The 20,361-nt window shown below is 44.0% G+C and carries 27 protein-coding genes; 19 read left to right on the top strand and 8 right to left on the bottom strand.

Annotated elements, in window-relative coordinates:
- Window positions 1–16: 16 nt before the first annotated feature.
- The 6 genes from L3V36_RS21220 to L3V36_RS21200 all read left to right on the top strand — a co-directional run bounded on the left by L3V36_RS21220 (window position 17) and on the right by L3V36_RS21200 (window position 2,943).
- On the top strand, window positions 17–694 hold the full coding sequence (locus L3V36_RS21220) for a hypothetical protein (protein WP_237296710.1): 678 nt from the start codon (window positions 17–19) through the stop codon (window positions 692–694).
- Window positions 691–1,131: a hypothetical protein gene (locus L3V36_RS21215; protein ID WP_076646429.1), complete on the top strand. Its 441-nt coding sequence runs from the start codon at window positions 691–693 to the stop codon at window positions 1,129–1,131. The genes L3V36_RS21220 and L3V36_RS21215 overlap by 4 nt, the downstream gene beginning before the upstream one ends.
- A 47-nt stretch (window positions 1,132–1,178) precedes the next feature.
- Complete coding sequence (locus L3V36_RS21210) at window positions 1,179–1,607, top strand: M15 family metallopeptidase (RefSeq protein WP_076646472.1); 429 nt, start codon at window positions 1,179–1,181, stop codon at window positions 1,605–1,607.
- Window positions 1,604–2,014, top strand: coding sequence for a hypothetical protein (locus L3V36_RS21205; protein WP_054542097.1), 411 nt, complete (start codon window positions 1,604–1,606; stop codon window positions 2,012–2,014). Before L3V36_RS21210 ends, L3V36_RS21205 begins: the two co-directional genes overlap by 4 nt.
- Window positions 2,011–2,208, top strand: coding sequence for a hypothetical protein (locus L3V36_RS23975; protein ID WP_346656346.1), 198 nt, complete (start codon window positions 2,011–2,013; stop codon window positions 2,206–2,208). The genes L3V36_RS21205 and L3V36_RS23975 overlap by 4 nt, the downstream gene beginning before the upstream one ends.
- Window positions 2,209–2,736: 528 nt before the next feature.
- Window positions 2,737–2,943 (top strand): KTSC domain-containing protein, encoded by a 207-nt coding sequence (locus L3V36_RS21200; protein ID WP_208775453.1) that lies wholly within the window; start codon window positions 2,737–2,739, stop codon window positions 2,941–2,943.
- Between the two features lie 98 nt (window positions 2,944–3,041).
- Here L3V36_RS21200 and L3V36_RS21195 read toward each other — a convergent pair whose 3' ends face one another.
- Together L3V36_RS21195 and L3V36_RS21190 are read right to left on the bottom strand one after the other, a co-directional pair.
- Window positions 3,042–4,187 carry an Abi family protein gene (locus L3V36_RS21195; protein ID WP_208775455.1) on the bottom strand — a complete coding sequence of 382 codons (1,146 nt, stop codon included), beginning with the start codon at window positions 4,185–4,187 and terminating at the stop codon, window positions 3,042–3,044.
- Window positions 4,188–4,359: 172 nt separating this feature from the next.
- Window positions 4,360–5,109 carry a BRO family protein gene (locus tag L3V36_RS21190; protein ID WP_208775457.1) on the bottom strand — a complete coding sequence of 250 codons (750 nt, stop codon included), beginning with the start codon at window positions 5,107–5,109 and terminating at the stop codon, window positions 4,360–4,362.
- Window positions 5,110–5,369: 260 nt separating this feature from the next.
- Between L3V36_RS21190 and L3V36_RS21185 the strand changes: the two genes are divergently transcribed.
- The 4 genes from L3V36_RS21185 (at window position 5,370) to L3V36_RS21170 (ending at window position 7,499) form a co-directional block, all read left to right on the top strand.
- Window positions 5,370–5,627 (top strand): type II toxin-antitoxin system Phd/YefM family antitoxin, encoded by a 258-nt coding sequence (locus tag L3V36_RS21185; protein ID WP_016787072.1) that lies wholly within the window; start codon window positions 5,370–5,372, stop codon window positions 5,625–5,627.
- Entirely contained in the window at window positions 5,615–5,914 is a 300-nt protein-coding gene (locus L3V36_RS21180) for a type II toxin-antitoxin system RelE/ParE family toxin (RefSeq protein WP_208775459.1), read from the top strand. Before L3V36_RS21185 ends, L3V36_RS21180 begins: the two co-directional genes overlap by 13 nt.
- 55 nt (window positions 5,915–5,969) lie before the next feature.
- Window positions 5,970–6,227: a hypothetical protein gene (locus L3V36_RS21175; protein ID WP_102421154.1), complete on the top strand. Its 258-nt coding sequence runs from the start codon at window positions 5,970–5,972 to the stop codon at window positions 6,225–6,227.
- A 219-nt stretch (window positions 6,228–6,446) separates the two neighbouring features.
- Window positions 6,447–7,499, top strand: a complete 1,053-nt coding sequence (locus L3V36_RS21170) for a hypothetical protein (RefSeq protein ID WP_108085723.1) — start codon at window positions 6,447–6,449, stop codon at window positions 7,497–7,499.
- 8 nt (window positions 7,500–7,507) lie between these two features.
- Here the strand turns inward: L3V36_RS21170 and L3V36_RS21165 are convergent, their stop codons facing one another.
- From L3V36_RS21165 to L3V36_RS21140, 6 genes are all read right to left on the bottom strand, one after another.
- Complete coding sequence (locus tag L3V36_RS21165) at window positions 7,508–7,741, bottom strand: type II toxin-antitoxin system ParD family antitoxin (protein WP_208775461.1); 234 nt, start codon at window positions 7,739–7,741, stop codon at window positions 7,508–7,510.
- Window positions 7,722–7,898, bottom strand: a complete 177-nt coding sequence (locus tag L3V36_RS21160) for a hypothetical protein (RefSeq protein ID WP_181256981.1) — start codon at window positions 7,896–7,898, stop codon at window positions 7,722–7,724. Before L3V36_RS21160 ends, L3V36_RS21165 begins: the two co-directional genes overlap by 20 nt.
- Window positions 7,899–7,925: 27 nt before the next feature.
- Window positions 7,926–8,348, bottom strand: coding sequence for a DUF3653 domain-containing protein (locus L3V36_RS21155; RefSeq protein ID WP_102494610.1), 423 nt, complete (start codon window positions 8,346–8,348; stop codon window positions 7,926–7,928).
- Between the two features lie 445 nt (window positions 8,349–8,793).
- Complete coding sequence (locus tag L3V36_RS21150; RefSeq protein ID WP_017080463.1) at window positions 8,794–10,518, bottom strand: ATP-binding protein; 1,725 nt, start codon at window positions 10,516–10,518, stop codon at window positions 8,794–8,796.
- Window positions 10,518–11,702, bottom strand: coding sequence for an FIST N-terminal domain-containing protein (locus L3V36_RS21145; RefSeq protein WP_017088518.1), 1,185 nt, complete (start codon window positions 11,700–11,702; stop codon window positions 10,518–10,520). The genes L3V36_RS21150 and L3V36_RS21145 overlap by 1 nt, the downstream gene beginning before the upstream one ends.
- Window positions 11,703–11,817: 115 nt before the next feature.
- Window positions 11,818–12,183 carry a hypothetical protein gene (locus tag L3V36_RS21140; RefSeq protein WP_004733675.1) on the bottom strand — a complete coding sequence of 122 codons (366 nt, stop codon included), beginning with the start codon at window positions 12,181–12,183 and terminating at the stop codon, window positions 11,818–11,820.
- A gap of 258 nt (window positions 12,184–12,441) precedes the next feature.
- On the opposite strand from L3V36_RS21140, the gene ccoN reads away from it, so the two are divergent.
- The 9 genes from ccoN (at window position 12,442) to L3V36_RS21095 (ending at window position 20,357) form a co-directional block, all read left to right on the top strand.
- Complete coding sequence (gene ccoN / locus L3V36_RS21135) at window positions 12,442–13,869, top strand: cytochrome-c oxidase, cbb3-type subunit I (RefSeq protein WP_032497766.1); 1,428 nt, start codon at window positions 12,442–12,444, stop codon at window positions 13,867–13,869.
- Between the two features lie 11 nt (window positions 13,870–13,880).
- Window positions 13,881–14,501 carry a cytochrome-c oxidase, cbb3-type subunit II gene (gene ccoO / locus L3V36_RS21130; RefSeq protein WP_004733677.1) on the top strand — a complete coding sequence of 207 codons (621 nt, stop codon included), beginning with the start codon at window positions 13,881–13,883 and terminating at the stop codon, window positions 14,499–14,501.
- Between the two features lie 9 nt (window positions 14,502–14,510).
- On the top strand, window positions 14,511–14,684 hold the full coding sequence (locus tag L3V36_RS21125) for a CcoQ/FixQ family Cbb3-type cytochrome c oxidase assembly chaperone (protein WP_004733679.1): 174 nt from the start codon (window positions 14,511–14,513) through the stop codon (window positions 14,682–14,684).
- Window positions 14,684–15,658, top strand: coding sequence for a cytochrome-c oxidase, cbb3-type subunit III (gene ccoP, locus L3V36_RS21120; protein WP_004733681.1), 975 nt, complete (start codon window positions 14,684–14,686; stop codon window positions 15,656–15,658). Before L3V36_RS21125 ends, ccoP begins: the two co-directional genes overlap by 1 nt.
- Window positions 15,659–15,766: 108 nt before the next feature.
- Window positions 15,767–16,246 (top strand): FixH family protein, encoded by a 480-nt coding sequence (locus L3V36_RS21115; protein ID WP_004733683.1) that lies wholly within the window; start codon window positions 15,767–15,769, stop codon window positions 16,244–16,246.
- 5 nt (window positions 16,247–16,251) lie between these two features.
- Complete coding sequence (locus L3V36_RS21110; RefSeq protein WP_208775463.1) at window positions 16,252–18,624, top strand: heavy metal translocating P-type ATPase metal-binding domain-containing protein; 2,373 nt, start codon at window positions 16,252–16,254, stop codon at window positions 18,622–18,624.
- Window positions 18,624–18,860 carry a cbb3-type cytochrome oxidase assembly protein CcoS gene (gene ccoS / locus L3V36_RS21105; RefSeq protein WP_017087782.1) on the top strand — a complete coding sequence of 79 codons (237 nt, stop codon included), beginning with the start codon at window positions 18,624–18,626 and terminating at the stop codon, window positions 18,858–18,860. The genes L3V36_RS21110 and ccoS overlap by 1 nt, the downstream gene beginning before the upstream one ends.
- A complete protein-coding gene (locus L3V36_RS21100) occupies window positions 18,850–19,524 on the top strand; it encodes a sulfite exporter TauE/SafE family protein (RefSeq protein WP_102448269.1) in 675 nt (224 codons plus the stop codon). The genes ccoS and L3V36_RS21100 overlap by 11 nt, the downstream gene beginning before the upstream one ends.
- Before the next feature lie 86 nt (window positions 19,525–19,610).
- Window positions 19,611–20,357, top strand: coding sequence for an FNR family transcription factor (locus tag L3V36_RS21095; protein ID WP_004733691.1), 747 nt, complete (start codon window positions 19,611–19,613; stop codon window positions 20,355–20,357).
- Window positions 20,358–20,361: the final 4 nt, after the last annotated feature.

Below are 20,361 nucleotides of genomic sequence, written 5' to 3'. Positions count from 1 at the left end.
GACGTTTGAATACCAAGTGTCGGACGTACTCATCATGACCAAGGCGCAGAAAATTAGCGTCAATAACGCGCTGTTGGTCAGTGAAATTGAAAAGCCTATCCAAGTGAGAAACGTGCTCGATCCCGTTCAGGTGAGCGAGGTGCAAACGCCCGTGACTGTCGCGCAAATACAAGCGCCAGTCGTGGTTCAAAAAGTGCGAGAGCCTATCAAGATTAGTGACATTGTCACGCCAGTTAAAGTATCAGAAATACAAACACCCACCACGATTAGTGAAGTTCAAACGCCGGTTAATGTTAATCGAGTGGCCGAGCCGGTGACGGTTGACAAAATCACACAACCATTAACCATTGAACGCATCCAACAACCGGTGAATGTCGAAGTTGGGAATGCGTCACTGGACGTGCAAGCGACCATCACCAACACCGAATTGAAAGTGACGTCAGATCCGGAGCGCGTGACGTTCGCCAGAATTGGTAATGGCATCTTGTTGATGACGGGAGGCTATCAACGCATTCGAGAGAAAAGTGCGAGAAAGGCACTCATCTTACAAGCTTTAACCACCAATGAAGGCACGGTCATCGTGCAGGGTTTCTTGGAACTGCGCCCGGGCGGGCATTTGATGCTCAACACCAATCAAGCCGTAAGCTTGAAAGGCACCGCCAGCGACCGCCTTAAAGTAGGAGAAGCGATATGATGCTGTCATTAACCAATCCTGAGCTTACCAGCGCTAATGATGGTTTGCTGAACGTGGAAGCAAAACACGACAATCAGATGAAATTCATTTTCGGCTCACGTCGAAAGGCGACGTTCCCACTTTCCAATCATGTTGAATTGCTCGACTTGACACTTAGGCGCTTTAAGCAATCGCAAGCAACGCCACACAATCAGAGCAGCAGCTCCTCTCGGATTCTGGCGAAACCTGGCATCGTCTATCTTAGATTTCTCAAAGGCAACGGAACCATAGTGTCTTCCCGTCTCTTGTATCTGTATTTTGCCTCGAATTCCCTCTATGGCTATCCACTGTTCCTTATCAAACCGAAAGCCGCGACCAAGCTTGAGATCACCGTCTCCAACGTTGATGCCAGCGTTACGCTGCATTCGAGACTCCTTGTGAAATCGGAGGGCGAATGAGATGGCTAGTGTTACTCGCCAGTGGCTTACTGGCCGGAGTGTACCTTATGAATAAGAAAACCATCGATGAGACGGTCAGCGACTTTGTGCTGTCCGCGCGTAGCGAAACCCGCATGTTGGGCGTGCATGGCGACTTGAAAAAGGTCGTGCGCCGAGCGTTAGAGCTGTCCCCGTATGATTTTGGCATTACGGAAGGCTTACGCACCGCCAAACGGCAAGCCCAGCTTTATCAGGAAGGCTTGAGCCAGCTCGATGGTGTGAGACGACCAAGCCGACATCAATCTGGCCATGCGATCGATTTCGTGGCTTACGATGAGAACAACAAGGTGACGTGGGAATTTAAGTACTACGACGCCATCAGCAAAGCCTTTAAGCAAGCGGCGCGAGAGCTGAATGTCGCCATCGTTTGGGGCGGTGACTGGAAGAGCCTCAAAGACGGTCCGCACATTGAATTAAGTCGACGGGTGTACACATGATTGGCGCATTACTCAATCTCGTGACCGGTGGCGTGGCTGCGTATCAGCAGCACAATCAAAACCGAGCCGAAGTGCTCAAGCGCAAAGACGAACTCGAGAGCGAAAAGCATCAGGCGAGGGTGCGTCGACTGCAGAGCGGCGAAGAGCAGGCCAGTAGCCTCGATGAAGTCAGCATTCGAGAGCGGGGATTCAAAGACGAGTTCATTCTCTTGGTGGTGTTTGTGCCACTGATTCTGTCATTCATCCCCAATTATGCGCCCTATGTTGAGCAAGGCTTCAACGCGCTGCAGGGCATTCCCAATCCGTATTGGTTTGTGGTGGGTGCTGTCGTCGTCGATACGCTCGGGATGCGCGCCATGGTGCGTTATCTCCTCGAGTTTTACGTCTCGCGATGGAAGGGCAAATGACGAAGCTTCTCAGCACATTATTGATTGCACTTCTGACGGGCGGAGTCTCAAGCCTCGGCACGATTACGGCGTTGAAAACGGACATCAACTGGATAAAGCGAGTTCAGCAAGACCAAGAGCAACGGATACGAAAACTGGAGATACCGAATGAAAGGACACAAGTGCAAAGGGCGCCGACCAAACGGCCAACTTAAGAAAGGATATACGCTCAAGAACGGACGCGTAGTTAGGGCGAATACCACACGAAAACGCTACAAAAAACACCGATGATTCACAGCAATCGAAAGGGCCATTTTCTTATAAAAGTGGCTCTTTTTGTATCTCACCTATAAGAAACTAATCTGTCAGCATGTAGTTTTGCATCCAATGATCTAAATCACTGTTATAAATAAGGTTTATGGGTATTATTACTCTTAAAAATCAGACTAGATAGAAAAGCTCTGCATTTAGATACAGAATTGTTCGTCTAATAGCTGTCAAATGTAGGGAGTATTATGTACACCGGATATTGGGTCGATAAAGGTTATATTTGGGGACCATCTGAATCAGGTAGATTCTGGATTGATGACGGATGGGTTTGGGGGCCATATAACTCTGGGAAATGGTGGATAGAAGGTAATTGGATTTGGGGACCAAATGATGGTGGCAAGTTCTGGATAGATGATGGTCACATCTATGGTCCTTCGAAAATACTACCGTGGTTAAAGAAATAGGAGTTTTTAATGATTGAATGGATAAGTGTTAGTTCAACAGCAATTCGTCGAATTGGGTATGAAGCCGAGTCTCTAAGAATGTATATTGATTTTGAGGATAGCGATCCTGTTTATACATTTTGCAGAGTTCCAGAGGGTGTCTTTAGAGAGTTTATTAGTGCAAGATCAGTTGGCCGTTATTATCACCAGTACATAAGGGGTCGATACGACTGCTAAAACATTTAACGAGCGGTTTAAGAGAAATTCGCAACGCGTGCATTTTTACTATGCGTTGCGGTTTTAGGGTCGTAGTTTACAGCGATTTTTGTGTTGGGCTACTTATCTTCACTAGGCTTTATAGCATCATCCACTTCATATGAGAAATCTGTAAGTAAATCAATCATATTTTGAACATTCTTTGCGTTATTCGTCAATGTGCCCTCAAGATCAAACTCTTCCTTAAAATTCAGAAGTGCATTTACCCTAGCTTCAAACTCCTCGAATGGTGATGGCTCACTAATAATAGGTAGCTTTTGGACTGTTTCTGGAAATAATCTGCGCGGGAAGCCACCTTCGGGAAAGCCCATAGACCTAAAATTAAAGCCTGGTATATCGGGTTTTTGGTCGATGATGTCCGCGATTCTGCAGATCCAATTTGAACTAGGGCCAATTTTTTTTAATAAAAACCAGATGACGGCAACCATGCCATAGAATTTACTTCTTTGGTTCTGGCCCAAGTCTAAAAGGTTAAAATAGCCTTTTCTTGGTATAGATAGAGTTCGCGGATTTGGTCTGTTACAGAGTCTAGCGTGGTGGGCACACCTATTTCTGATACCATTGAGGTTGATTAACCAGTTATCCAATTCTTTACGGTTGTCTAAACCTAGCCTATTACAGATAAGATCTTGGTTCTTACCTGATAGTATGCTATAAAACTTTGACAATGCACCAAAGTCCCAAACTTCAGCAGCGACCCAAATAGGAATAGGTTTCCCTTTATCTCGATGGTTATCAATACTTTCTTCTTTGCTGCCTTCAATTAATTTATTATGACGTGATAGCCAATCGTCATAATAAATCTTTGCACCAGCCTTAAAAGCATCGCGCGAAAATTGTTTCCGATCTAAGTAGGCTAGAGGGGCGATTCTACCTATTTCATGTGCGATGATTGTTCTCAGGTAGATCTCTATTCTTTCCAATGCATCGGTAAACTCAATTCGTAAACGTTTATCGAATAAGTAAAACTCAAATATATCTTCAAAGCACGTGTTTGCTTGAAATTCGTTGAAGTACTTGATATCACGGTCATTGCGTTTAAATTTTCTTGATGTATGCCAATAACCCGACAACCTATAATACCCAACTTGAGTTAGTTTCCGTTGGGCACGCAATGGGTCTTTAATTAACATACCTCTATCAGTTAAACGCTGAATGAGTTCGTCATATTCAAAAAATGGTTTTACTTCAACAGGTTGAGTCATATTATAAATTTCAGGTAAAAAAAAGGCCAAGACGTCACTGATGCTAGATCAGGAGGGGACATTGGCTCTGTTGGACGGGAATACTACGCTCATATGAATTAATGTCAATAAAAACTTAGCTTTTAAGAGCTTGTATTATACAAATAGGTTTGTGAGATCTATTAAGTATTTTTTATTTAGCTTCGATTAACTTTGGTAGGAACTCAAGAGCGATTGGGTCTCTGCTTTTGAAATAGTCTTTTGCTTTTGTGGGTACCCAAACTTCATCTACAAATTTGATGAAGATTGGAAGTATGTCGTTTGGGTACTCTCGCGCGTCACGTGTATGGCCATTGCCAAACATATGGCTATACATTTGAAAGCTGTCAGAGTGCTCTGGGTGGTGTAGGGTAAGGTATTTCGAAAAAAGAAGGCCAACACTCCCATCAGGCCTCATGTCCTTCCCATCAGTAGCTTTATCGGGTATTTCATACCCAAGCATCTCTAATGAACCATATAGTCGGATAAATAGCTCACCAATAACAGAAAAGTAGCCACGAGATACTCTGCCGTAATTCAAATTAAAACGGTTAACAAAACCAGGCAGTTTTACTTTACCGTAGAAACCGTTCTTGCGAATCTCTGGTAATACTTCTCGAGTTACCCAACGCTGGAATTTTCTAGCATTAGGTTTATTGCTTGCAAACACTAATTCGTACAATGCAGCTTCACTAATGAGAACTTGAAGTCTTCCGTTTATTGGGTTGGGCGAAAGCATCTTGTCTTCGTCATCTAACCTTTCAATAGGAGTCTTGCGATCAACGTAATCAAGGGCTGCGGTAACTTCATCTGCAATGAAGAAAAATTCGTTGTCAATTTGAACAGTAGTTAATTGATGCAAGTTAAAATCATCAAGTGTATTAGGTATGATAGACAGTTGCATTTAATGCCCCTTTAGAATAATTGTCAGGCTACGTCAAAGAGTAAGTATTAACGCTTTTGAGTACAAGAACTATGATCTTAACCAATAAAGCATGTTATGTTGACAATCTTCATCTATTGATAACTATATGATTAATTTCCACTTTATAGCTTATTTAGATTTAATATATCTAGAGCAAGCGGTTGATTTTCTTCTGCGCTAAGCTTTCTAGATGGAGAGTGATACAATAGTATCACTTTATTGTTTTTGGAGTCATTCTCATGAAAGTCGAGCTCGTTACTTCCCTCAAGCGTCAAGCGACCAAAATCCTTGCCGACCTGCACGACACCAAAGAGCCCGTGTTGATCACCGAGCATGGCAAACCTTCTGCGTATCTCGTGGATGTTGACGACTACCAGTTTATGCAAAACCGCTTGGCTATCTTGGAAGGGATCGCACGCGGTGAGCGCGCCATTTCTGAAGGCAAGGCGCTGAGTCATGACGAAGCCAAAGACAAGATGTCAAAATGGCTGAAGTGATTTGGAGTGAGCCCGCGTTATCGGACCTGAACGATATCGCGGAATACATTGCCCTTGAAAATTTGGTCGCGGCCAAACAACTCGTTCAAAACGTCTTCGACAAAGTCGAACGCCTCGTCGACTTTCCTGAGTCTGGGCGTCTGCCTCCCGAGCTCGAGCACCTCAATTATCGCGAAGTCGTAGTGAATCCATGTCGGGTTTTCTACAAGCAAGACGGTGACAAGGTGTACATCTTGTTTGTGATGCGCGCGGAGCGAGATTTACGTCGATTTTTGCTGAGCAAGTAGTAAAGCGTTTTTGCTACCTCTGATAGGCTGAGGTCTACATTGACGAGGGGGCAACATGGCGAAAAAGAAAAAAGCACTTCAATCTAAATGTCCCACTAAACCAGTGCCTTCATGGACTGAGGCCAAATTGGTCACCATTCGACGACACCGTATCGAGGGCGCCTTAAGCTTCGGTGTGTCGACCATCTCCAGATCGCAAGTCTTACCTAATTATGAGCGCGTTTGGGAACAAACCATCGTCGAAGAAGCGTACCAACAAGCGATTTTTGAGCTGCTAGAGCAGGGCGATGTCGTGTTAAGAGTAGAAGACTAAATGGGTTTCTCTTTGGTGTGTTTTCTTTCGGGTACACCTGTCTAAATTATTGAATATTAAAATTAAATTTCCAATTCCAAGCCAAATTACGCTCCTCTGAGTGGTTTCTCATTCTAATTTATAATTATTAATTTCAAAGAAGCGGACAGAGCAAAAACGCGCAACGATCATAATGTATATATTCCTCGTCGTTCATATAACGCCATGAGGAAATTAAGAATGAAACACCCCAGTTCTATTAAAGTATTGAAAAGCACAATGTTGATCGCCGGTGTGTTATTGGTCGGTTGTAAAGAAAAAAACCTGTTCGAAAAGGTTGAAGAGATTGAAATTGAAAACAACGAGAGCCTAGAGGTAGAAACGCAATCATTCCAAATCAGTGAGGTGATCGTTACGGCGGACAGTCGCACATTCCCCGTGAAGAGTATCATCACGTTCGAGGTGTTTGCAGAAACCGAAGCCTTGTTTGATGGCCCACAAGACATCGCAGCGCACACTTCGTCATCACGCGTGAACATTTCAACACTGTCGGGACTCAGACTTGAATCCATGGATCCGGATATTTTGAGCATTCCAGACGGTGAGCGGATCGGCATTGCTCGAAAGGAAGGGTCCGTCACGGTATACGCGCACTTTAGAGGCGTACAAAGTGCGCCGCTAAAGTTGGAGATCTTACCGCTTCTAGCTTCGTGTGGTCAGGTGAACAATACCGACAAAAATAACTCGGGTGGCTCCTGTTTAAAAGTGGTCAAAGGGAGATATGCTGAGGCTAATAACAAGCTCTTCACCGGTACCCCTAGTGTTCCTTTCTTAGACACGCTGAATTACCACCAAGAGAACACCGTTGATAACGCGGGCAAAACGTACGCCTCCAGTCTTGTTGGGGTCGGTCTCCACGCGACGGCCAGTGCGCTTTTTGGACTGTTTCGTCAAGATGGACAGGACGCCACTTTAGACGGCACCCACGGTCAATATGACCGCTATTGCCAACACCTGGCTGAACTTCAATTCTTGGAAAGAAGGGATTGGCGCCGTGCAACAGGCCTAGAATTATCGGCGCTCTTTCAGGGCTCAGGAAACCTCTTTGACAATCATGGCGTATTTAATCAAGTCGATTATTGGACTGCGAGTCAATCCATGCCTGGGAAACAAACGGCATTACCCTTTGAATTTTTTAGTGTTGCATTAAAGAACACAGGATTCGTTTTCCCACAAAGTCGGACAGAAAGTTTGGCAGCCAGTTGCGTGTCCGCCAACGCGAGTCATCCCTAACGACGGAGTCAAGCCGGCTCATAGGGAGGGATCTTATCTATCTCGTGATCCAGCGCTTTTATCAAGGCGTCAAGGTTATAATCCGCGATCCCACTGTCTTCACCTTCCATAAGCCGTTGTCGTAACGTCCTTATTTTATTCTCTTTTAAGTCACCAAGGCGCTGCGCTGAGCCTACTGTAGGGGGATCGCCAGCGCCAAATCGATGAAAGCGGGCAGGTGAGTTACTTCTTTTTATGGCCACTCTGTATGAGCCTCAACGAGCCGAGGGATTTGGTTTCCATAAATTGACCCATGGCCGCCCAATGAGCGATGGTTTGAGATGGCGTCAGTCCAGAGTCTTTGGCGGCTCTGAGCGCTTGGTTGAACAGCACTTGATCGATATAGACACTCACTTTCATTACTAATCCTTTTTTATCCTGTTTCTTTTATTTGAATTTGCTTGGCACCCAAGGTTTGGCGGGCAGTCGTCGACCGCCACGAAATGGCAATGGGTGCTCCTTGGGTGGGTAATATTTCGGTGACTCAATTTTGCCGTGGCGCTCAACTAGCTGACGATGCTCATCACGCCAATAGGCAAAACTGAGTAATTCTTTGGGATTGAACTCGCGTCTTTCTGGTGTGAGCAAAGTCGCGCGGTCAACATTGATTTTAAAACCGTCCCAACGATGATCCAGCGGCAAATAGCCTCGAGCGTGAATGTTCATGAGTTTTTCGGCGATCGGGTTGATTGGGTATTGGCCGGACAACCAGCGCCGAATGGTCGGCACCGTGACATGAAAAAACGCCGCAGCGTCTTTCAAAGAATCGAAATGTTGGTTGACTAACTCGGCAAACGGCGGGGTTCTCATGTGATCGACCTCATAAAATATTCATCGTGGTTGATAGTTTATTTCTATTTCACTTTGATGCCTTGATAGCTAATGACTATCAACACGCGCCGTTTTCTTGAATTTGAAAGTTTGCGTGGGGATCACTATAGCTAAGCCGAGCATCAAAAAACGTAATTAATAAACTAATTTCTGGGTAAAACGTAAGGAAACCAAGGTGTTTGGGCACCGAGATAAGCAAAATTCAGATTGGTTAAGAGTTTGAAAATATTATAATTTATCACTATATTAGTGCGTATTATGTATATTATGTTAAATTGGTTATGGCCTTTATAAGGCAGGTATCTTTGTGTGATGCCCTGCCTCTTGTTTATCTACCAAATTGGAGTTCTATTTAACAGTGAGGCTATTTACCATAAAATACCTAATAAACATATATCCTAATCTTCGATTAAGAATACGTTTATTAGATTTCAAGCATTAATCGATCAATAGCCTCTGTGATCTCTTTGGTTCTTACTGGTTTGGTAACGAAATCATTCATACCTACATCTAAGCACGAACATTTATCTTCTAATGATGTGTGTGCTGTTAGCGCGACGATTGGCGTTTTGATGTTCGCGTCTCTCATGTATTTAGTTGTCGTTAGGCCATCCATTACTGGCATAGACACATCCATCAAGATAATGTCTATCGAGTCGTTTCCTCTTTCAACAAAGCCAATTGCTTCTTCACCGTTACTTGCGATAAAAACTTCGTGGCCTTGTCGCGTTAGAATCAATTTAATCACCATTTGATTTGTTGGATTGTCTTCGACAACTAAAACTGAATAGCGGCTTCTGAGTTCTCTTGAAGATTTGTCTTCTTCACAGTGAGCTAGATTGTTCGTGACTCTGGTAAGCACTGGTAACTGTACTTCGAATTTAGAGCCTTTACCTGGCTCACTTTCTACAGATATGCGTCCTCGCATCAATTCTACCAGTCGTTTGGTTATTGCCAGGCCTAAACCGGTGCCACCAAATCTGCGTGTGATTGTACTATCGGCTTGCACGAATGGGCTGAATAGCGACGAAAGTTGTTGTGGGCTGATGCCAATCCCGGTGTCTTCTACTGTTATATAGAATGAGCTCTGCAGGTATTTGATAGAAACATGAACATGCCCGCGTTCAGTAAACTTAATCGCGTTACCGATCAAATTAAATAGGATTTGTGCCAAGCGACTTGGGTCGATGTAATGAAGTTCACCTTCAGGGATATCGCTGGTTACCGTTAGCGCCAACCCTTTATCGTCTGCTGTCTTCTTTTGTTCAGACAATACAAACGTTACAGTGTCTCTTACGTTGCTCCATTGAGGCGCAAGCGAAAAACATCCTGACTCGATCTTAGAAAAGTCCAATACATCACTGATAATTGCCAGTAGAAGCTCAGATGATGTGCTCATATTAAGCAGTATAGACTGTTGTTCGTCGTTCAGAGGTGTGGATTTTAGGGCGTCTATCAAGCCAATGATGGCATTTAACGGGGTTCTTAACTCATGACTCATCATTGCTAAGAATTCAGACTTGGCCTTGTTGGCTCTCTCTGCATCTTTCCTTGCTGTGACGAGTTCTGCTGTTCGTTCTCGAACCGTTGCTTCGAGCTTTTCTTTGTTTTCAATATCGAAAACAGCACGCTCAATCAGTGGTCTAAAGCGGTTTAGGGTTGCTTTGGTTTCAACACTAAAGTGCTTGGTATTGGAGTGGATAAAGATGATGACGGATTGTGTTAGCCCGCTATCGATACCAGTAATTAGAACAGAGTTGATTTGATCGAGGATAATAGGATGTAAGGAATTGAATTCACCTAGAGACTTGGGTTCAAAAAGGATGGCGCATTCTCCATTGATCACTCGAGATAGCTTGCCACAATCACTCCAATTCATTTGTTCGAAGACTTTGTTATTGGTTAGTAGGGTTTTGAAATTGCCCTCGTTCCCTACCCTAGATATTACGATAAAGTCATCAAACTTAATGTATTTTTTGAGCACAAATTCAAGACTATAAAATATCTCAGATATGTTACTTGCCTTACTGATCGCAGATATGGTTGATAAGATCACCCTGTTCTCTTCAGCCAGTTTTCGCTCACGGGCTTTTAGTTTTTGCAGTTCAATACGTGCTTCTTGCAGCGCTTCTTGACCTTCAGACCCCATTATTTTTTCAACCTATAAAACGTTGCAGACGATACCATTAAATTTCCGTGCGCACTTTCACCGCCAGATAACCTTCCTTGTTCACCAAAGGTGAATGGGCATATGTATGGGAGTCCGTTAAGTGCTTGATTTATTTGATCGCATACTTCGTCCATATCTTGCTTAAGGTTCAACATTGGACCTGCACAGAAGATGTTGATCGCACCTAGTTTCTCTTCTAAATCCATGTCGTTGTAGTAAGAAGAGTGAATAATATTAGCGGCACGGCTTATCAATTGCTGTTTAGAGCCCTGCATCAAATAAATGGTGTCGCCTTCACTGATATCTGTGAACAGCTCGATTCCATTGCACTCTGTTTCTCTGATTGAGTGGGACAATTTGAAATATGGGTAGTCGTATGAAGAGCCAACTTTTCGCCCTAGCGGATACACGGACGACTTTTCGAATATATAGCCATCATCACTACCACCTAGATGGAAATTGGTCCATTCGTTATAAACGGTGACGGCTGGTCTATGGTCAATCTCCAACAATATTCGGTTTCTTACTTTAGTCACGGTCCCAGAATAGCGAGTGGGCGTATGGCCTGCACTAAAAGACGAATAGATGGACTGAGAAGCAAATACCACAGTTAAAGACACGCCATTGATAGAGAGTGACTCTTCGGTAAAGATACTCCAGTTTCCAGAAACCTGATTGTCCGCCGCGCTGCCACCAATAACAGGTACCTCAGTACCAAACTTCTTATCGATAGCCGCCATGACCTTCTCTTCATTGCCAGGAGTGGAATGCAGTAAGATAAGATCAGGGATTTCACCTTCTCGGTTGGCGTTCTTAAGTGCTTTATCGATGGCGCTGAACGTGCTTTGGTTTATGGAGTCGCTAAAGTGCTCGATACCCGTACCATAGGCGTTGATCCCAGAGTCATAGATGATGAGTACGCCTATCACTGGGCCGGAGTGGAACCCAGTTTCGGTCATAATACCGTGACAAGTGGTGCAGCCATGTATTGGGGTGTTAGGGAGAGCATCTACGAAATATCTCTGCACAGCGAGTGTTGAGTACTCTTCTGTGCAGTAGCAAATAAGACAGGCAATATCTTCAGGGTTTTCTACCCCATTGAGCAACTCATCTACTGCGATTTTATCGTCTAGGGAATAAGAGACTTTTGATAGAAATTTCATAGATTCCGGGAAACTTTATTAATGTCCTCTTTATAACACTTTAATGCATGGTGTTTCACTGATTTGGTACATATTTCTATCAAAAGAACCGAGGCGTGACTCAGTTTTCCCTCTATTACTCTTTAGAAAGGTTTACGGAAAACGTGCTTATCTGTTGTGGAAATGTAACTGTTATTGAGGAGGTCTTATCATTAGTTTGTAACAGCCAATTCGAAGGCCCTTTTTCTTCTAGAATTCCGCTCTCATTGTAGCTAATGATAAATTTGCCAGTTTTAGATGTTTCGATTGAATACCCTGAACTATCGCCCGAAATTAAAACATTATGATTATCAATACCAAATTCACACGGTTTTGAAATTATACAGCTTACTGTTTCGTTATTGTCGTATGTTACTGTTCTCCAAGTAAATGCCGCTATTAAAATAACCAACATGCCGATAATTTGTACGAGCCTGCCCTTTGTTAGCTTTTGTGCCGCCATTATAATCTTTACTCCTTGTTACAAAGTTCAAAGTTTTTAAATAAAAATCCAATTCCAGACCAAGCGTAAGGTTACTACTCTGTCATTGATTTGTTAATTCAAGTATAGTGTCGCGTTGAAAATGCCACTTTTTTTCAAAATCAGCAAGTGGAAATAAAGCCCTGAATAGGCTGAATTTCCTTTTCTAATTTGGGTGGCATTACGACGTGAGTCGTGTTGGAAGTAAAGTGTAGTAAATAAGAAATTGGAAGCATGCAAATGAGCCAAGAAAAGCAGCTTGAACAAAACTACAACTATACGGTCGTCCGTCAATTTACCCTCGTTACAATTTTGTGGGGTATTGTCGGTATGGGCGTTGGTGTTTTGATTGCCGCTCAATTAGTTTGGCCACAGCTAAACTTTGATACGCCGTGGTTGACGTACAGTCGTTTACGTCCCCTGCATACTAATGCGGTTATTTTTGCGTTCGGTACAAGTGCGCTGTTTGCAACATCATATTATGTTGTGCAACGTACCTGTCAGACGCGTCTCTTTGGTGGCCCTCTCGTAGCCTTTACCTTTTGGGGTTGGCAAGCGATTATCCTGTCCGCTGCAATTACTTTACCGTTAGGTTTAACCTCTGGTAAAGAATATGCAGAACTTGAATGGCCAATCGATATTGCTATTACTCTTGTGTGGGTAGCTTACGCAGTCGTGTTCTTTGGAACCATGATTAAACGTAGGACATCGCACATTTATGTAGCAAACTGGTTCTTCGGAGCCTTCATCATCACGGTTGCCGTGTTGCACATAGTTAACAGCTTAGCTGTTCCTGTATCTGCGTTTAAATCTTACTCGATTTATGCAGGTGCAATTGATGCAATGGTGCAATGGTGGTACGGACACAATGCGGTAGGCTTCCTATTGACAGCTGGTTTCCTAGGTATGATGTATTACTTCGTTCCTAAACAAGCTGGTCGCCCTGTTTACTCTTACCGTTTGTCGATTGTTCACTTCTGGGCTCTTGTGTCATTGTATATCTGGGCTGGTCCACACCACCTACACTACACTGCACTTCCAGACTGGACTCAGTCTCTAGGTATGGTTATGTCTTTGGTTCTGTTTGCTCCATCTTGGGGTGGCATGATCAACGGTATTATGACTCTATCTGGTGCGTGGCATAAGCTACGTTACGACCCAATCCTACGTTTCCTTATCGTTTCTCTATCATTCTACGGCATGTCGACTTTCGAAGGCCCTATGATGGCAATTAAAACGGTTAACGCACTATCTCACTACACGGACTGGACTATCGGTCACGTTCACTCTGGTGCGTTAGGTTGGGTTGCTATGGTTTCTATCGGTTCGGTTTACCACTTAGTTCCTAAACTATTTGGTCAAGAGCGTATGTACTCTGTATCCCTAATCAATGTTCACTTCTGGTTAGCAACGATTGGTACGGTTTTCTACATTGTTGCAATGTGGATTTCTGGTGTGATGCAAGGTCTGATGTGGCGCGCAGTTAACTCTGACGGTACATTGACTTACAGCTTCGTAGAGTCTGTAGAAGCTTCTTACCCGTTCTACTTTGTACGTTTCTTAGGTGGTCTCATCTTCCTATCTGGTATGTTCTTACTGGCATACAACACGTACAAAACTGTTTCTGCACCTAAAGATAGCCTTAAAGCTATCCCTCAACCGGCTTAAGGAGATTTAGAATGAGCTCAAATTCAAATAATCGCCATGAGTTGGTCGAGAAAAACGTTGGTCTACTCGCGATCTTAATTGTTATCGCAATCAGCTTTGGTGCTTTAGTAGAAATCACCCCGCTTATTTTCCAAAAGCAAACGACTGAACCTGTAGAAAACCTACGCGTTTACTCTGCTCTGGAAATGGAAGGTCGTGATATTTACATTCGTGAAGGTTGTAACGTATGTCACAGCCAAATGATTCGTCCTTTCCGCTCTGAAACTGAACGTTACGGTCACTACTCTGTAGCTGGCGAAAGTGTTTGGGAACATCCATTCCTATGGGGTTCTAAGCGTACTGGCCCAGATCTAGCGCGTGTTGGTGATCGTTACTCTGATGAGTGGCACCGTGTTCACCTTCTCGACCCTCGCGAACTTGTTCCTGAATCAAACATGCCTGGTTTCCCATGGCTTGCTGAGAATGTACTTGATGGCAAATTGACTAAGCAGAAGCTTGAAATCTTCCGTAATCAATTTGGTGTTCCTTACACAGACGAACAAATTGCTAACGCTAAACAAGATGTTGAAGGAAAAACAGAGATGGATGCAATCATCGCTTACCTTCAATCGCTTGGCCACGCAATGAAATAAGGAATAATTATGGACATTATTACATTTCAAAGTGTTTGGACTGTTACTGTTTTTGCTTGTTTCATCGGCATCGTTTGGTGGGCTTTCGGTAAAAATCGTAAGTCGCGCTTCGACGAAGATGCAAACCTAGTGTTCGCTGATGAAGCACCTGCGAAAGATAAAAATCAAGGAGTGACGAAGTAATGAGTACATTCTGGAGTATTTGGGTAACAGTCATCACAATCGGTACGCTGATTGGCTGTGCAGCCTTACTTCGTTGGTGTTCCAACGATAAAACAGGTGTAGAAGAAGGTCATGACATGGGCCATGAGTACGATGGTATTCGTGAGCTTAATAACCCACTACCTAAATGGTGGACATACCTTTTCGTTAGCACAATTGTGTTTGCAGCTGTTTATCTTGCTCTATACCCGGGCCTTGGCAACTTTAAAGGTCTACTAGGTTGGACGAGTTCAAACCAAACAGTTCGTAGCGTAGAAGAGTCTCGCTCTGCAATCGCTGCAGCTCAAGCTAACAAACAGTTAGATGAGTACGCAAAAGAGCTTGATGACGCGAACACTTACTTTGGCGAAGCATTTAAAAAGCTAGCTCATGATGAGAACGGTCTTCGTTCTGTTCCTGACATTGCATCAGATGCTGACGCAATCAAAGTTGGTCAACGCTTGTTCCTGCAAAACTGTTCTCAGTGTCATGGTTCTGATGCTCGTGGTCAAAAGGGCTTCCCTAACTTGACTGACGATGCATGGCTATATGGCGGTGAACCACAAGCGATCGTTACTACCATCATGCATGGTCGTGTCGGTCAAATGCCAGCGTGGAAAGATGCACTTGGCGAAGAAGGCGTTAAAGAAGTGGTTAGCTACACTCTTAGCCTTTCTGGTCGTAGCGTGAACGTACGTGAAGCAGAAGCTGGTAAAGCACGTTTCGTAGTGTGTGCTGCGTGTCATGGTACAGATGGTAAGGGTAACCCTGCTGTTGGTGCTCCTGACCTAACAGACCGCGATTGGTTGTTTGGCGATTCTCGTGCTGATGTAACTGAAACAGTAATGAACGGTCGTTCTGGTGTAATGCCGGCTTGGAAGGACATCCTCGGTGAGGATAAGGTACAGCTCGTCGCTGCCTACGTCTGGAGCCTCAGCAACTCAGATAAAGAGTAACATAATAATAACAGCCCCTTCTTAAGGGGCTGTCTTTCTTTTACAGTTATAACCTTAAGTGTTTGTAAAAATTAGTTTTATTTCATTGGATATATTGAGAATAATAATATGGTACAACCTTGGTATAAGCAGTTTTGGCCGTGGTTTTTGATCTTCCTAACCGTTGGCGTTTCCATGCTAACATTGGTTCGAGTCGCGATACTTACCAACCATTCAGTTAACGTTGTCACTGAAGATTACTATAAAAAAGGTAAAGGTATTAATGTCGACATTTCAAAAGTAAACGTTGCTAAAAAGCTTGGCCTATCAGCTTCAGTTAGCGAGAAAGGTAACTCAGTTATCATTACCCTAGACAAAGGCAAGCTAGACCACTTCCCTGCTATTAGCGCAATGTTCGTGCACCGAACGCTCCCTGACCGTGATTTTACTCAGCTACTGACCGCTGATGCGAGCGGCAACTACACGTTGACTCTGGACCATGAAATGCAAGGTCCATGGTTTATCGAGCTTTCTCCGCATGATTCTGAATGGTTAGTGCAAGGTCGCATGAACTTCCCAATTGATACTCCTACTCAACTAACGAACTAAAGCTTATGTGTGAATCCTGTTATCACTGCGGTGAAGATGTACCAGCGGAAACGGATTTTAAAGTAGAAATCTTAGGATCGGTTCGACCGATGTGTTGTCCAGGTTGCGAAACCGTAGCCCAGACAATCGTTGATAGCGGTTTGGTCTCTTATTACCAATATCGTACCGCTCCGGCTGAAAAAGCGGATCTAGTTCCAGAGCAACTTCTGGCACTCAGTCATTACGACAACGAAGATGTTCAATTGGAGTTCGTCCGTAACTCTGAAAATACTTCCGAAGTGACGTTGTCACTAGAAGGTGTCTCTTGTGCTGCTTGTGCATGGCTTATTGAGAAGAAAGTCTCTTCAAAGTTAGGGGTTGTTAGTATTCGTGTTAATACCACGACTAACCGCGCCCTGCTCAGCTGGGACAACACTCAGGCTAAACTGAGCGAGCTGTTGTCTGCAATCCATACCCTAGGCTACAAAGCCGCTCCATTTGAGGCTGATCAACAAGAAGCCGCCTATCATCGATCGATGAAGAATTATCTCTATCGTCTTGGTATTGCTGGTTTAGCGACCATGCAAGTCATGATGTTAGCTGTAGCGCTCTACCTCGAAGTATTTGGCAGCCTTGAACCTGAATTCAAAAGTTACTTCCGTTGGGTAAGTTTGATCTTCGCAACACCTGTTCTCCTATACTCTGCGTTGCCTTTTTATATTAATGCGTGGCGCAGTATTAAAGGCCGAACATTGGGTATGGATGTACCCGTTTCGATCGCTCTGCTATTTGCTTACGTTGCGAGTTTAGTGGCAACAGTGACAGAGCAAGGTGAAGTGTTCTTTGAATCTATCTCGATGTTCACCTTCTTCTTGTTGCTTGGTCGTTTCCTTGAGATGCGCGCGCGTCGTAAAGCTGCAGCAGCTAGCGGTAACCTGCTTAAGCTCGTTCCTGCGATGGCGACAACGCTAGACGGTGAGCAAGTACCGGTAAAAACCTTAAAAGTTGGCGACCAGATTCGCGTTCTACCGGGGGAACATATTCCCGCAGATGGCAAAGTATTGTCTGGCAGAATTCATATCGATGAATCCATGCTGACTGGCGAATCTATCCATGTGGTCAAGAATGAAGGTGATACGGTCTTTGCTGGCACATTGAATGGTGATGAATCGTTTGAATCGGAAGTGATGACCTCTAAAGCGGATTCGGTTATTTCTAATATCGTTCGTCTTCAAGATGAAGCTCAATTGTCTAAACCCCGAATTGCTGAAATCGCCGATGTGGTGGCTCGATACTTTGTCGCGGTTATCTTAATCATTTCATTCGGGACTTGGTTCTACTGGCATCAAACACGACCAGAGGACGCTTTCTGGGTCATGCTTTCAGTATTAGTGGCGACCTGCCCTTGCGCTCTGTCTCTTGCGACGCCGACCGCGATTACTTGCTCAACTTCTCGCATGGGTAACTTCGGTATCTTGCTGCGCAAAGGTCACGTATTTGAAACCTTATGCAAGGTAAACCACTTAATCATCGATAAAACGGGCACTCTGACTGAAGGTGATATTCGTATCAGTAAAGTTGAGACGTTTGCTGACCTTGATAAAGACACTTGTTTGCAAGTTGCAGCAAGCCTAGAGCAACACGCTAACCACCCTATCGCTAAAGCGTTCAAAACTTATATTTCTGATGATATCGAAGTGGAGTCGGTAAACAACGTGATTGGCTCGGGCATTACTGGCGAGTTGAATGGGCGAGAAGTGGCGATTGGTAGCAGCGAGTTCATTCTAGGTGAAGCTCAGCCATCTGAAAGTAACGGTATTTACTTGTCGATGTCTGGTCGTCATATTGCAACATTCACTTATGAAGATCCGATTCGTAAAGAAAGTATCGAGTTCATTAAGCAATTCAAAGAAGCGGGAATCAAAACCACGCTGCTGACTGGCGACTCTTTGATTAATGCGAAGCCTGTTGCAGCAGAGATTGGTATTACTGACATTGTTGCTAACGCGAAGCCGGAAGACAAGCTGGCTTATTTAAACTCTAGAGACGCAAGTGACATCACCATGATGGTTGGTGACGGTATCAATGACGCCCCTATTCTGGCCGGTGCTCACCTGTCTGTTGCTATGGGCGGCGGTACTGATGTGGCGAAAGCCTCTGCGGATATGGTGCTATTGGGTGATAAGCTCGATAGATTACTTAAGTCCCGTACTTTGGCGCTAAAAACGCGTAGGATAATCCGTGAAAACCTAGCTTGGTCACTAGGATATAACTTACTTATTCTTCCATTGGCTGTCGCAGGTTTGGTTGCTCCATACATTGCCGTTGTTGGCATGTCTGCCAGCTCTATTATTGTAGTATCTAACTCGTTAAGGCTTTTAAAAGAGCAAGGTAAATAATGGAAAGTTTATACATACTCATTCCAATTGCGATCGTACTTGTATGTATCGCGGTTGGAATCTTTCTATGGGCAGTGAAGAGCGAGCAGTTTGAAGACCTTGAACGCCAAGGCCATAACATTCTGTTTGATGAAGATACTAATGTTCATCATCATTCTGATAGTAAACCTGTCAAGAATGAGAAAGCTAACGTAGAAAGCCAAACTAACTTAGACAAAAATAACGATGACGCCTGATTGGATTGGCGCTTTTGTTGTTGGATTGATCGGCGCAGGCCATTGCATGGGAATGTGTGGTGGTATTGCGTCGCTTCTTTCGATTGGCAACAGTAAACCTTCCCCTGTCATTCCCTTGCTTTATAACTTAGGGCGCTTGCTAAGCTATGCTGTGATTGGCGGTGTGATTGGTGGTGCAATCTCTTCGATAGGTCAGCTGAGCGATTTTAATGCTCTGCTGGGCTGGCTGCGTTTGTTTGCTGCTGGTTTTATGATCGTCTTAGGTTTGTATATTGGTAAATGGTGGTTTGGCTTGTTGTTCTTTGAAAAAGTCGGACAGAAGTTATGGTGTTATATCTCTCCTTTAGGCAAATCATTTCTACCATTGAAGCACCCTAGTCATGCTTTACCTTTTGGTTTTATCTGGGGTTGGCTTCCATGTGGTCTTGTTTACTCAATGCTAACGTGGGCGGCCGTATCAGGAAGTTGGTATAACGGAGCGGGTATCATGCTTGCTTTCGGTTTAGGTACTCTTCCAGCGATGCTCACGGTTGGAATGGGTGCCAATTTCCTCAAAAAACTGCAACAAGCTGACTTATTTCGCCAGTTTGGCGCAATTTTAATCCTCATTTACGGCTTCTATACCGGTTATATGGCGCTACAGCTCATTATTTATACCGTATAGTGGTGTCTTTAATCCGGTTTTTTTACTACCCTTTAGGATTAAGGAATGCTAAAATATTGACGTATATCAAATAGTGAAAGATTGTTATGATTTCTGAAAAGCCTGTGACGAAACGAGTTCAGTCTGGTGGCTGTGCGATCCACTGCCAAGATTGTAGTATTAGCCAACTCTGTATCCCATTTACTTTGAATGAATCTGAGCTAGATCAACTTGATCAGATCATTGAAAGAAAGAAACCTATTCAAAAAGGCCAAGAGCTATTTAAAGCGGGAGACGAACTTAAGTCTCTTTATGCTATTCGCTCTGGAACGATTAAAAGCTATACGATTACCGAGCAAGGTGATGAGCAGATTACTGCATTCCACTTAGCGGGCGATCTTGTTGGCTTTGACGCGATCACGGGTGATGAACACCCTAGTTTCGCTCAAGCTTTGGAAACTTCTATGGTATGTGAAATTCCATATGAGATTCTCGATGACTTATCAGGGAAAATGCCTAAATTGCGTCAGCAGATTATGCGTTTGATGAGTAATGAGATTAAAGGTGACCAGGAAATGATTCTGCTTCTTTCTAAAAAGAACGCGGAAGAGCGCCTTGCGGCATTCCTTTACAACCTTTCAACTCGCTTCTCTCAGCGTGGTTTCAGCCCTCGTGAGTTTCGCTTAACGATGACTCGTGGCGATATTGGTAACTACCTTGGCTTGACTGTTGAAACAATCAGCCGTCTGTTAGGTCGTTTCCAAAAAGCGGACATCTTGAGCGTTAAAGGCAAATACATCACTATCGAAGATCACGATGCGTTGATGGAACTTGCTGGCGTTTCAAAAGAATAGTCTA

This window comes from Vibrio sp. G-C-1, from assembly GCF_021728015.1.
Taxonomy (GTDB): Bacteria; Pseudomonadota; Gammaproteobacteria; order Enterobacterales; family Vibrionaceae; genus Vibrio; species Vibrio splendidus.
This window is presented reverse-complemented; position numbering and strand designations above follow the sequence as displayed.